Source organism: Cupriavidus sp. GW822-FHT06G04 (assembly GCF_058799075.1).
The window spans coordinates 42486-54905 of the sequence record NZ_JBXALD010000014.1 but is presented as its reverse complement, the minus strand read 5'-3'; the positions used below and the strand labels follow the sequence as shown (position 1 = coordinate 54905).

Sequence of the window (12420 nt, the reverse complement as noted above, 5' to 3'; positions counted from 1 at the left end):
CGGATCAGTGCTCCACGTTGCCGGTGAACACGTACCCTTCGCCGCGCACGGTGCGGATCAGGGCCGAATCGCGCGGATCGTCGCGCAGCTTCTGGCGCAGGCGCGAGACCAGCAAGTCGATGCTGCGGTCGAAGACGTCAAGGTCGCGCCCGCGTGCATTGTTGATCAGCATCTCGCGATCGAGCACGCGATTGGGATGCTCGATAAAGGTCAGCAGCAGGCGGAACTCCGCGTTCGACAGCGGCACCACGGTGTCTTCCGCGTCCACCAACTGGCGCAGCGTGGTGTTCAGGCGCCAATTCGCAAAGCGCGTTTCATGTCCGCCCGTCACCGGCGCCGGACGTCGTGTCTCGCCCCGGCTGCGCCGCAGCACGGTGTGGATGCGCGCCACCAGTTCGCGCATTTCGAACGGCTTGGTCACATAGTCGTCGGCACCGACTTCGAGACCGACCACGCGGTCGGCCAGTTCGGTGCGCGCGGTCAGCATGATCACCGGAAGGTCGCTGCTATCGCGAATCTCGCGGCACAACGTCAGGCCGTTTTCTCCCGGGAGCGACAGGTCCAGGATGAGCAGGTCGTAATCGTGCTGCGTCATGGCGGTGCGCATGGCGGCGCCGCCGTCCGCGCCGTCGGCTTCCATGCCGAACGTGGCGAGATATTCGGCCAGCATGGTGCGGATCTGGGGATCGTCGTCGACAACCAGGAGGCGGATGGGCAGAGCGGGAGACAGATCCATGATGAGAGCGCAGTGCGGGTGTGGCCGCGGGGGCAAACCAGACGAAAAGCCAGGCAGCGCCGGTCGGCGCCGGACACTGTCAGGAGCGCCAATTTACCAGCTTGCTTCTTACAGGCGATGCCGGTTTTGTATCAATCCTGATACGTGCGGTATTCGCCATGCGGGCGGGCGACGCATAAGAAAAAAACGCCCCCGGTGCTGCCGCAGCCGGGAGCGTTCAACAGGGAAGAAGCCGGGCCAGCATGCTCGCCCAGCTACACCGCCACCGAAGGGTAGGCGCGGTGTGGCGCAAGAAACGTCGAGACGTTTCGCGCGACGCCAATCCTATTGAGCTTGATGCCCGGAATCTTGTCGGGCTTGTATCAGGCGCCACCCGTGGCGGGCTTGCCGAGCAGCGCCTTCAGCCCGGCCAGCCGGTCCTTCGGGCTCATCGCCGGCGTCTGGTCCTGCGGCGCGGGGCCGTCTTCGAGCTTCATTTCGGCGATGAAGCGCGACGGCTCGCACGAATAGGTCTCCCGCGCGCGCTTGCGTTTCTTGCACCACGTGATCTGCAGGCTGCGCTGGGCCCGCGTGATGCCGACGTACATCAGGCGGCGCTCTTCCTCGATCTTGTCGTCGCCCATCTCTTCGTCTTCGCGCGCGTGAGGCAGGATGCCCTCCTCCACGCCAACCAGAAATACGTGCGGATATTCGAGGCCCTTGGACGCATGCAGCGTCGACAGCCGCACCGCGTCGGGGTCTTCCTCGCGGCCTTCGAGCATGCTCATCAGCGCCACGGTCTGCGTCAGTTCGAGCAGGTTCTTGCCCTCGTCGGCAAAGCCATCGGCGTTGTCGAAGCCGGTGGCCTCGCCCTCGCCGTCCGGCTCCGGGCGCGTGCCCTTGCGCTTGAGCCAGTCGAGAAATTCCAGCGTGTTGGTCCAGCGCGATTGCGCCTGGCGTTCGTCGAAGGTGTCGTACAGGTACGCCTCGTAGTGGATGCCTTCCATCAGGTCGTCGAGTACCACGGTGGCAGGGTCGCGCGCGGCGCGATCGGCCAGCCGCACCATCGATTCGCAAAACACGCGCAGCGGTTCCAGCTGGCGCGGCTGCAGCTTGGCCTCGATGCCGCCCATCATCGCCGCTTCGAACAGCGACACCTTGGCCTGTCCTGCAAACGTGCCCAAGGCTTCCAGCGTGGTGTTACCCACGCCGCGGCGCGGGGTGGTGATGGCACGGATGAACGCGGGATCGTCGTCGGGATTGGCAATCAGGCGCAGATAGGCGCAGATGTCCTTGATTTCCGCCTTGTCGAAGAAACTCTGGCCGCCCGACAACACATACGGAATCCGCTCGCGGCGCAAAATCTGTTCGAACAGGCGCGCCTGGTGATTGCCGCGATAGAGAATCGCGTAGTCGCGAAACTGCGCGCGGCGTTCGAACTTGTGCGCCGACAGGCGAAACACCACCGATTCCGCCTCGTGCTCCTCGTCGTTCATCGGATGCACGGCGATCGGATCGCCCATGCCGTGCTCGGACCACAGTTTCTTGTCGAACAGTTTCGGATTGTTGGCGATCACCGCGTTGGCCGCTTCCAGGATGCGCACCGTGGAGCGGTAGTTCTGTTCGAGCTTGATGACCTTGAGGTCCGGGAAATCGGTTTGCAGCAGGCGCAGGTTATCGAGCGTGGCGCCACGCCAGCCATAGATGGCCTGGTCATCGTCGCCCACGGCCGTGAAGGCCGCCGCGCGCAGATGCGATCCGCCGGCCAGCAGCTTGAGCAACTGATACTGGCACGCGTTGGTGTCCTGGTATTCGTCGACCAGGAAATAGCGCAGCCGGTTCTGCCATTTCAGACGCACCGCCTCGTCACGCGCGAACAACTCGGCCGGCAGGCGGATCAGGTCGTCGAAATCAACCGCCTGGTAAGCGTGCAGCGTCGCCACGTAGTTGCGATACACCATCGCGGCCTGGTGCTCGTCGGCATCGGCGGCCTGTGCCAGCGCGGTTTCGGGATCGACCATGCCGTTCTTCCACAGCGAAATCGTGCTTTGCACGCGGCGGATCAACTTCTTGTCGGTGGTGCCAAGCTGCTCCTGCACCAGGCCGAAACAGTCGTCCGAATCCATGATGGAAAACTGCGGCTTCAACCCGACATGCTCGGCTTCCATGCGCAAGATTTGCACGCCGAGCGAGTGAAACGTACAAACGGTGAGCTGCTTGAGCGGAATGCGCTTACCTTCCCGCGTGATCTTGCCCTCCATGAGCTTCGCGATACGCTCCTGCATCTCTTTCGCCGCTTTGTTGGTGAACGTGACGGCGGCGATATGGCGCGGCTCGAACCCCTTGTCCTCGATAAGGTGCGCAATTTTCTGCGTGATCACGCGCGTCTTGCCCGAGCCGGCGCCCGCCAGCACAAGGCAGGGGCCATCCAGATAGCGCACAGCTTCGGATTGCGCGGCGTTCAGTCCGTGGGTCATGGGGCGGGAAATCGAAACAGGCGGGATGACGAAAGATGCACGCGCGAAAGACCGCGCGGCGGAGGCGAGGATGTTAACACGCGGCTACGGTGTCGGGCGGCGTCCGACAGGAGGCGTTTCAGGCAGGTAACAATCGTAAATCGGGCTCGGTTGGGGCATGGAGATTGCCTCTTACCTGTCACGACCGCGCGGTTTTGCGCGTTGCGCGACCGGCGCGGCGGACACTCAACACATCGCAAACGATGGCATTCGATGAAAAGAAGGAGCCCAACATGAAGACGCTTCGCACCCTTTCGAAAGTCGCCCTGATCGGCGCAACGCTTGTGACCTTTGCCGGCTGTGCGGACATGACGCCCAAGCAGCGCAACACCGCGATCGGTGCGGGCGCAGGTGCGCTGGGCGGCGCGGTCCTGACCGACGGCAGCGCGCTCGGCACGCTCGGCGGCGCGGCCGTGGGCGGCGTGGTGGGTAACGTGGTGACCAAGGACCGCCGCTGATAGCCCTGCGCGGCGCACGGACGGGACCGGCATCTCCGTTGTCAGGGGCCGTTTGACAAAGGTAGGACGGTCCCGTACATTCTCGCGCATCCGGCCGGGAGAGCGCGCAGCGACTGCGCCGCCGAAGGGGAACCACCCGAAAACTCTCAGGCACCATGGACCGACCGGATCGGCATGCAACATGCACACAATGCATGCCGCACTCTGGAGAGCGACATCCGCCACGGCGTCACGCCTGGTGAGCATGTCCACCGAAGGGGCGCACGAAGCCAAGGCTTCGTAATCTCTCAGGTATCGAGGACAGAGGGGTCATCCGCCGCACCGGATCGTTCGCACTTTTGTGCGGCCGAGCGCTGCGGCGGATGACCCTTTTTCGTTTTCGAAACCGCCTCCGAGGATATCCATGACGCTCCAGGCCACGCCCCTCAATGCCATCCACCGCGCACTTGGCGCCCGCATGGTCGACTTCGGCGGCTGGGACATGCCGGTCAACTACGGTTCGCAGATCGAGGAACACAACGCCGTACGCGCCGACGCCGGCATGTTCGACGTCTCGCACATGTGCGTGGTCGACCTGACCGGTGCCAACACCCGCACATTCCTGCGCGGCCTGCTGGCCAACAATGTGGACAAGCTGCAAACGCCGGGCAAGGCGCTGTATTCGTGCATGCTCGACGAAAAAGGCGGCGTGATCGACGACCTGATCGTCTACTTCTTCGCCGAAGACCATTTCCGTCTGGTCGTCAACGCCAGCACCGCCATCGGCGACATCGAGTGGATCCAGTCGCGCAACGTGGCCACCGACGCCCGCGTGACGATCACACCGCGACGCGGTGACGTGGCGCCGGCCAGCGTCGGCAAGCTCGCCATCGTGGCGGTGCAGGGCCCGAATGCGCGCGCCAAGGTCTACCAGGCTTTCCCTTCCACGCAACCTGCCGACGCCCTGAAGCCGTTCAACGCGCTGGTCGTGCAAGACCCCGAAATGGGCGAACTGATGATCGCGCGCACCGGTTACACCGGCGAGGATGGCTTCGAACTGGTGGTGCCCGCGGAGAATGTGGCGGGCATCTGGGAAAAGCTGTCGGCCGCGGGCGTGCGCCCGGCTGGCCTGGGCGCACGCGACACGCTGCGCCTGGAAGCCGGCATGAACCTGTACGGCCAGGACATGGATATCCACACCTCTCCGCTCGACGCCGGGCTGGCGTGGACCGTCGATCTGGCGAGCGAGCGCGATTTCGTAGGCAAATCGGCACTGCTGGCCAGCGGCCAGTGCAAGACCTTCGCCGGGCTGATCCTGCGCGACAAGGGCGGCGTGCTGCGCGCGCACCAGAAAGTGATCACCGCGGCCGGCCCCGGGGAAATCACCAGCGGCACCTTCAGCCCGTCGCTGCAGCAATCGATCGCCTTTGCCAGCCTGCCCAAGGACGTTGCGCCCGGCACCGACGTACAAGTAGAAATCCGCGACCGCAAACTGACCGCGACTGTGGTTAAACTGCCGTTTGTGCGCAATGGCAAGGCACTCGTGAGCTGAGGCATCGGCCCCGCTTCACATCCAACGGTCGCCCTTTCACCCGCGCTGCGCGAGCCCTTTGGCAGCGGCCGGGTGCCGGAAACAAGAATCACACTGCATTGACGGAGAACCTCATGAATTTCCCCGCTGACCTGAAATACACCGAGTCGCACGAATGGGTGCGCGTTGAAGCCGACGGCACGCTGACCATCGGCATTACCGATCACGCGCAGGATGCGCTGGGCGACATCGTCTTCCTGGAACTGCCCGAGGTAGGCAAGTCGGTGGGCGCCGGCGACGCACTGGCCGTGGTCGAGTCCGTCAAGGCGGCCTCCGACATCTATGCCCCGGTGGCCGGCGAAGTCATCGCCACCAACGACGCCGCGTCGGCCTCGCCCGAATCGGTCAATGCCAACGCCTTCGACGCATGGCTGTTCAAGCTCAAGCCGGCCAACGCCGACGACGTGAACGGCCTGATGAACGTCGACGCCTACAAGGCCAGCGTCGGCGCCTGACACCCCGACGGTTTGATGCCCCGCGCGGCGGTCCGGCCGACCACCGGCCGCCGCGCCCCCCCGAGATTCTTGCCATGAACGCCCCGCTTCCCATGAACGCTGCCGCACAAGGTGCACGGCCCACGCTGGCCGAACTGGAGGCGCGCGACGCCTTCGCTTCCCGTCATATCGGCCCGGACGCCGCCGAACAGCAACACATGCTCAAGGTGCTTGGCTACGACAGCCGCGAGGCGCTGATCGACGCCGTGGTGCCCGCCGCCATCCGCCGCCGCGACGGCATGTCGCTCGGCGAATTCACCGCCCCGCTGACCGAGGAAGCCGCGCTGGCCAAGCTGCGCGGCCTGGCCGGCAAGAATCGCGTGCTCAAGAGCTTTATCGGCCAGGGCTACTACAACACGATCACGCCGGGCGTGGTGCTGCGCAACATCTTCGAGAATCCCGCCTGGTACACCGCGTACACGCCGTACCAGCCTGAAATCTCGCAGGGCCGCCTGGAAGCGATGTTGAACTTCCAGCAGATGATCACGGACCTGACCGGCCTCGATATCGCCAACGCCTCGATGCTGGACGAAGGCACCGCGGCCGCGGAAGCCATGACGCTGCTGCAGCGCGTGAACAAGCATGCGTCGAACACGTTCTACGTGGCGGACGACGTGCTGCCGCAGACGCTGGAAGTGATCCGCACACGCGCGCTGCCGCTGGGCATCGAGGTCAAGGTTGGCGCCGCCGTGGACGCCGCACAGGCCAACGCGTTCGGCGTGCTGCTGCAATACCCGGGCGTCAACGGCGACGTGGCCGACTATCGCGCGATTGCCGACGCCGTGCACGCCGCGGGCGGCCTGGTGGTGGCAGCCGCCGACCTGCTGGCGCTCACGCTGATCGCCGCGCCCGGCGAATGGGGTGCGGACGTCGCCGTCGGCAACTCGCAGCGCTTTGGCGTGCCGCTGGGCTTCGGCGGTCCGCATGCGGGTTACATGGCCGTGAAGGACGATTTCAAGCGATCGATGCCGGGCCGTCTGGTGGGCGTGACGATCGACGCGCAAGGCAACAAGGCGTATCGCCTGGCGCTGCAGACGCGCGAGCAGCATATCCGCCGCGAGAAGGCCACGTCGAACATCTGCACGGCGCAGGTTCTTCTGGCCGTGATGGCGTCGATGTACGCGGTCTACCATGGCCCGCAGGGCCTCAAGCGCATTGCGCAGCGCGTGCATCGCCTGACCGCCACGCTGGCGGCCGGCCTGAAGACGCTGGGCCACGCCCCGCTGAACGACACCTACTTCGACACGCTGACGCTGGAGACCGGCTTCAACACCGAGGCGTTCCACGCGGCCGCCACGGCGCGCGGCATCAACCTGCGCCACGCGGGCGCCACGCGCATCGGCATCTCGCTCGATGAAACCGCATCGCGCGACGACGTCATCGCGTTGTGGGAAATCTTCGCGCACGGCAAGCCCACGCCCGACTTCGACAAGACCGAGGCCTCGGTCGCCGATGGCTTCCCGGCCGCGCTGGCGCGCCAGAGCGCATACCTGACGCACCCGGTGTTCAACACGCATCATGCCGAGCACGAGATGCTGCGCTATCTGCGCTCCCTGGCCGACAAGGACCTGGCGCTGGACCGCACGATGATTCCGCTGGGTTCCTGCACGATGAAGCTCAACGCCACCAGCGAGATGATTCCGGTGACGTGGCCCGAGTTCAGCAACATCCATCCGTTCGCGCCGCTGGACCAGACCGTCGGCTATCGCGAAATGATCGACCAGTTGGAAGCCATGCTGTGCGCCGCCACCGGCTATGCCGCGGTGAGCCTGCAGCCGAACGCCGGCTCGCAGGGCGAATACGCCGGCCTGCTGATCATCCATGCGTATCACGCCAGCCGCGGCGAAAGCCATCGCGACATCTGCCTGATTCCGTCGTCGGCCCACGGCACCAATCCGGCGTCGGCGCAGATGGCCGGCATGAAGGTGGTGGTGGTGGCGTGCGACGAGAACGGTAACGTCGATCTCGAAGACCTCGCCCGCAAGGCCGAGCAGCACAGCAAGAACCTCGCCGCGATCATGATCACGTACCCGTCCACGCATGGCGTGTTCGAACAGGGCGTGCAGCAGATCTGCGACATCGTGCACAGGCACGGCGGCCAGGTCTATGTCGACGGCGCAAACATGAACGCGATGGTCGGCGTGGCCGCGCCGGGACAATTCGGCGGCGACGTCTCGCACCTGAACCTGCACAAGACGTTCTGCATTCCGCATGGCGGCGGCGGTCCGGGTGTCGGTCCGGTGGCGGTCGGCGCGCATCTGGCCGATTTCCTGCCGAACCAGGACAGCGTCGGCTATCGTCGCGACGACAACGGCATTGGCGGCGTATCGGCCGCGCCGTTCGGCTCGGCCAGCATCCTGCCGATCTCCTGGATGTACATCGCGATGATGGGTTCGGCTGGTCTGACCGCCGCCACGGAGAACGCGATCCTCGCGGCCAACTACGTCGCGCGGCGCCTGTCGCCGCACTACCCGGTGCTCTACACGGGCCAGCACGGGCTCGTGGCGCATGAGTGCATCCTGGACCTGCGCCCGCTGCAGAAGTCGACCGGCATCAGCAACGAAGACGTGGCCAAGCGCCTGATGGACTACGGATTCCACGCCCCGACCATGAGCTTCCCGGTGCCGGGCACGCTGATGATCGAGCCGACCGAGAGCGAATCGTTGTACGAACTCGACCGCTTCATCGACGCCATGATCGCCATCCGCGGCGAAATCGCGCGGGTGGAAGACGGCAGCTTCGATCGCGACGACAATCCGCTCAAGCACGCGCCGCACACAGCGGCCGTGGTGGTGGCCGACAACTGGGATCGCAAGTACACGCGCGAGGAAGCCGCTTACCCGCTAGCCTCGCTGCGCACGCAGAAGTACTGGCCGCCGGTGGGCCGTGCCGACAACGTCTACGGTGACCGCAATCTGTTCTGCTCCTGCGTGCCGATGAGCGAGTACGCCGACGCCTGAGGCCGCCGCTGCGTCAGGCGACGTCCTATACACGCGGACGTCGCCGACGGGCTATGCTCAAGTTGCGGCCGCCGGCGTGCGGCGCGCCGCTTGAGCGGAGGTCTCTTTCATGTGGAATCTGAGTGCTCCCTGGTGGGAGTTCGTGCTGCGCGGCCTGATTGTCTACGCGTCGATCCTGGTCTTGATGCGGGTGTCCGGCAAGCGGCAGATCGGGCAGTTGACGCCGTTCGATCTGGTTTTGCTGCTGATCATTTCGAACGCCGTGCAGAACGCGATGAACGCCGGCGACAACTCGGTGCTGGCCGGACTGATCCTGGCCGCCACGCTGTTCCTGGCCGACACCGCGCTCGGGTATGTGACCTGGCGTAGCCGGCGCATCGAGTCGATCGTGGCCGGACGGCCGCAGATCGTGATCCATCAGGGGCAGGTGCTTGACGACGTGATGCGTCGCGAGCGGATCAGTGCGCCGGAACTGCACAAGGCGCTGCGCCGCAACGGCTGCACGCGCGTCGACGAAGTGCATTTCGCCATCCTTGAGACCGACGGCACGATCAGCGTCAAGATGAAAGAAGGCTCGCGCAACGCGTCGGACCATCCGGCCCCGGGCGAATTGTGGCGACAGCCAGACAAGTTCGATATCGACAACACGCCGGTCTAGCGCGCTCGAGCGCGCTCGGGCACCGGCATATTCCTGGAGTGCGTCGTGGCAGTCAGCGTCTTCGATCTGTTCAAGGTAGGCATCGGCCCGTCGAGTTCACACACGGTTGGGCCGATGCGCGCGGCGCTGATGTTTGCGCAGGGACTCGACCGCGACGGCCTGCTGGCCGACGTGGCCAGCGTGCGCGTGGAGTTGTACGGGTCGCTGGGTGCCACCGGCAAGGGCCACGGCACCGACAAGGGCGTAATCCTGGGCCTGATGGGCGAAACGCCAGACACCGTCGATCCGGACACCATCGACGAAAAACTGGCCGCCATGCGGTCCGCCAAGCTGCTGACTCTGCTGGGCAAGCATACGGTGCCTTTTGCCGAACGCGAGCACATCGTGTTCTACCGGCGCGAGGCGATGGCCGAACATCCCAACGGCATGAAATTCCACGCCTGCAATGCCGATGGCACGGCCTTGCGCGAAGCGCGTTACCTGTCGGTCGGCGGCGGATTCGTCGTCACCGCCGGCGCGCCGAACACGCAGTTGCAGGCCGCCGAAAATCAGTTGCCGCATCCGTTCCGCAGCGGCCGCGCGATGCTCGACATGGCGCACGCCAGCGGCAAATCGATCGCGCAACTGATGATGGAGAACGAACTGACCTGGCGCTCCGAGCAGGAGGTGGTGGACGGTCTGCTACATATCTGGGACGTGATGCAGCAATGCGTGGCGCGCGGCTGTCGGACCGACGGCGAATTGCCCGGTCCGTTCAAGGTGAAGCGCCGCGCGCCGGAGCTGCATCGCAACCTGACCCTGCGCGCCGAGCGCACGCTGTCCGACCCGCTGTCGGTGATGGACTGGGTCAACCTCTACGCGATGGCCGTCAACGAGGAAAACGCGGCCGGCGGTCGCGTGGTGACCGCACCCACCAACGGCGCGGCCGGCATCATCCCCGCAGTGCTGCATTACTACGACCGCTTCGTGCCCGGCGCGAACCGGCAGGGCGTGGTGGATTTCCTGCTCACGGCCGGCGCGATCGGGCTGCTCTACAAGCTGAACGCGTCGATTTCCGGTGCGGAAGTGGGATGCCAGGGCGAAGTCGGCGTGGCCTGCTCGATGGCAGCCGGCGCGCTGGCCGCGGTGCTCGGCGGATCGCCCGAACAGGTCGAAAACGCGGCGGAAATCGGCATGGAACACAATCTCGGACTGACCTGCGACCCGGTGGGCGGGCTGGTGCAGATTCCGTGCATCGAACGCAACGCGATGGCTTCGGTCAAGGCGGTGAACGCGGCGCGCATGGCGCTGCGCGGCGACGGCACGCACTACGTCTCGCTGGATTCCGTGATCAAGACGATGCGCGAAACCGGCGCCGACATGAAGACCAAGTACAAGGAAACCGCGCGCGGCGGACTGGCCGTCAACATCGTCGAATGCTGACGCGGTTGCCGTCGCACGCCGGCGACGTATGATGGAAGCACTTCGGTTTGCCAATAAAAATACTGCCATGCAGACCTTCCATCAGCTTTTCGACGAAACGTCGTCCACCTTCACCTATCTGCTGATCGAAGCAGACACGCGCGGCGCGATCCTGATCGATCCGGTCGACTGCCAGTGCGCGCGCGACCTCGATGTTCTGAACCAGACGGGCGCACGGCTTGCGTGGGTGGTGGAAACGCATGCGCACGCCGATCACATCACGTCTGCCGGCCACCTTGCCCAACTGACCGGCGCGCGCACCGCGGCGCCCTCGGGCTGCGACATCAAGCCCGCGCTAAAGCAGTTGATAGACGGCGACACGCTCGCCTTCGGCAACCAGGTGCTGCGCGCGATCCATACACCGGGCCATACCGCGGGCAGCATGAGCTACCTGTGGGAGGAAGCGACGCCGGACGGCGTGGTGCGCCGCATCTTCACCGGCGATGCGCTGCTGATCGACGGCTGCGGACGGACCGATTTCCAGTCGGGCGATGCCGGCACGCTGTTCGACAGCCTGACGCAGAAGCTGTTTCGCCTCCCCGATGACACGCGCGTCTATCCCGCGCATGACTACAAGGGCCGCACCGAATCGACCATCGGCCGCGAGCGCGCTACCAACAGCCGCGTGGCCGGGCGCACGCGCGACGAATTCGTCGCGATGATGCGCAATCTCAATTTGCCGCGCCCGAAGCTGATTGATATCGCGGTGCCGGCCAACCAGCAGCTCGGGCTCGTTCCCGGCCGCGACGGCGCCACCGTGCCACACGGCGCCTGAAGCGGCGTCCCGACGCTGCGTCGCGTCGGCCGACGCAGCGCAAGCGGCATTTCTGTAAGACCGCCCACGAACTTATTCAATTGACTTCGTTTTCTCCGCTGCAATACTGTTCTGCGCAAAAACGCCGGCCCTCGCCCGGCAGGAGAACGAAGATGACAATCCGTAAGCACTGGTATCTGGCACTGACAAGCGCTGTCATGGCAGCCGCCACGGCGCACGCGCAAACCATGCCGGCAAAGCCAGTCGCCTATCCCGCAAAAGGCCAGTCGGCCCAGCAGCAGGCCAGCGACGACGGCGCCTGCTACAGCTGGTCGAAACAGCAGACGGGCATCGACCCGGCCATGCTTGCGCAGGCCCCGCCGCCGGCCCAGGCCCATGGCGGCCAACGGGTGCGTGGTGCAGCGGGGGGTGCCGCGATGGGGGCGGTCGCCGGTGCCATCGGCGGCGATGCGGGCAAGGGCGCGGCCATTGGCGCCGCGACAGGCACCGTGGCAGGCGGCATGGCGCATCGGCAGGAACGCCGGCAAGCGGCGGCCGTCAACACGCAGGCCGAGGCCGGCAAGGATCAGGCGATGGGAACCTATTGGCAGGCGTGGAAAGCCTGCATGTCGGGCAAGGGATATTCGGTGCAGTGACGCGCCCCGGGCGGGCGACAGCGCGCTGCACGACTGCTGGCGCGCCCTTCTGCGCCGATGCACCGATGCCGCCTATTTCACTGAGACACCTATCTCACTGAGACGCCGATGTCATTGATGTCTGCCGATGCCACCGGGGCTCCGATGTCACCGATGTCACCGATGTCGTGGGTCCTGA

General features: G+C 65.4%; 10 protein-coding genes and 2 riboswitches. Of the genes, 8 read left to right on the top strand and 2 right to left on the bottom strand.

From position 1 onward, the window contains the following. Window positions 1–4: 4 nt before the first annotated feature. On the bottom strand, window positions 5–736 hold the full coding sequence (locus tag AC1RKI_RS25815; protein WP_061953451.1) for a response regulator: 732 nt from the start codon (window positions 734–736) through the stop codon (window positions 5–7). 362 nt (window positions 737–1098) lie between these two features. Next, window positions 1099–3192, bottom strand: a complete 2094-nt coding sequence (locus AC1RKI_RS25810) for a UvrD-helicase domain-containing protein (protein WP_492797908.1) — start codon at window positions 3190–3192, stop codon at window positions 1099–1101. 272 nt (window positions 3193–3464) lie between these two features. Here AC1RKI_RS25810 and AC1RKI_RS25805 point away from each other — a divergent pair, with 272 nt between their 5' ends. The 8 genes from AC1RKI_RS25805 (at window position 3465) to AC1RKI_RS25770 (ending at window position 12242) form a co-directional block, all read left to right on the top strand. Beyond that, window positions 3465–3689 carry a YMGG-like glycine zipper-containing protein gene (locus AC1RKI_RS25805; RefSeq protein WP_061953585.1) on the top strand — a complete coding sequence of 75 codons (225 nt, stop codon included), beginning with the start codon at window positions 3465–3467 and terminating at the stop codon, window positions 3687–3689. 85 nt (window positions 3690–3774) lie between these two features. Further along, a riboswitch (glycine riboswitch) is annotated at window positions 3775–3862 on the top strand. Window positions 3863–3883: 21 nt separating this feature from the next. Beyond that, window positions 3884–4003: riboswitch (glycine riboswitch) on the top strand. An 89-nt stretch (window positions 4004–4092) separates the two neighbouring features. Continuing rightward, window positions 4093–5220 carry a glycine cleavage system aminomethyltransferase GcvT gene (gene gcvT, locus AC1RKI_RS25800; RefSeq protein ID WP_150982264.1) on the top strand — a complete coding sequence of 376 codons (1128 nt, stop codon included), beginning with the start codon at window positions 4093–4095 and terminating at the stop codon, window positions 5218–5220. A gap of 113 nt (window positions 5221–5333) precedes the next feature. Beyond that, on the top strand, window positions 5334–5714 hold the full coding sequence (gcvH, locus tag AC1RKI_RS25795; protein WP_061953445.1) for a glycine cleavage system protein GcvH: 381 nt from the start codon (window positions 5334–5336) through the stop codon (window positions 5712–5714). 74 nt (window positions 5715–5788) lie between these two features. Further along, entirely contained in the window at window positions 5789–8713 is a 2925-nt protein-coding gene (gene gcvP / locus AC1RKI_RS25790) for an aminomethyl-transferring glycine dehydrogenase (RefSeq protein WP_061953443.1), read from the top strand. A gap of 109 nt (window positions 8714–8822) precedes the next feature. Next, window positions 8823–9371: a DUF421 domain-containing protein gene (locus AC1RKI_RS25785; protein ID WP_061953441.1), complete on the top strand. Its 549-nt coding sequence runs from the start codon at window positions 8823–8825 to the stop codon at window positions 9369–9371. A 45-nt stretch (window positions 9372–9416) separates the two neighbouring features. Next, window positions 9417–10793, top strand: coding sequence for an L-serine ammonia-lyase (locus AC1RKI_RS25780; protein WP_061953439.1), 1377 nt, complete (start codon window positions 9417–9419; stop codon window positions 10791–10793). Between the two features lie 67 nt (window positions 10794–10860). Then, the gene (locus AC1RKI_RS25775; protein ID WP_492797912.1) at window positions 10861–11607 is read left to right on the top strand and encodes an MBL fold metallo-hydrolase; all 747 of its coding nucleotides are present in this window, start codon (window positions 10861–10863) and stop codon (window positions 11605–11607) included. Between the two features lie 152 nt (window positions 11608–11759). Next, window positions 11760–12242 carry a glycine zipper family protein gene (locus AC1RKI_RS25770; protein ID WP_061953435.1) on the top strand — a complete coding sequence of 161 codons (483 nt, stop codon included), beginning with the start codon at window positions 11760–11762 and terminating at the stop codon, window positions 12240–12242. The last annotated feature ends 178 nt before the right edge of the window (window positions 12243–12420 follow it).

Excerpts from the sequence above, each read along its gene's own strand:
- AC1RKI_RS25815 (WP_061953451.1), bottom strand. The coding sequence starts at position 736 with ATGGATCTGTCTCCCGCTCTGCCCATCCGCCTCCTGGTTGTCGACGAC.
- AC1RKI_RS25810 (WP_492797908.1), bottom strand. The coding sequence starts at position 3,192 with ATGACCCACGGACTGAACGCCGCGCAATCCGAAGCTGTGCGCTATCTG.
- AC1RKI_RS25805 (WP_061953585.1), top strand. The coding sequence starts at position 3,465 with ATGAAGACGCTTCGCACCCTTTCGAAAGTCGCCCTGATCGGCGCAACG.
- gcvT (WP_150982264.1), top strand. The coding sequence starts at position 4,093 with ATGACGCTCCAGGCCACGCCCCTCAATGCCATCCACCGCGCACTTGGC.
- gcvH (WP_061953445.1), top strand. The coding sequence starts at position 5,334 with ATGAATTTCCCCGCTGACCTGAAATACACCGAGTCGCACGAATGGGTG.
- gcvP (WP_061953443.1), top strand. The coding sequence starts at position 5,789 with ATGAACGCCCCGCTTCCCATGAACGCTGCCGCACAAGGTGCACGGCCC.
- AC1RKI_RS25785 (WP_061953441.1), top strand. The coding sequence starts at position 8,823 with ATGTGGAATCTGAGTGCTCCCTGGTGGGAGTTCGTGCTGCGCGGCCTG.
- AC1RKI_RS25775 (WP_492797912.1), top strand. The coding sequence starts at position 10,861 with ATGCAGACCTTCCATCAGCTTTTCGACGAAACGTCGTCCACCTTCACC.
- AC1RKI_RS25770 (WP_061953435.1), top strand. The coding sequence starts at position 11,760 with ATGACAATCCGTAAGCACTGGTATCTGGCACTGACAAGCGCTGTCATG.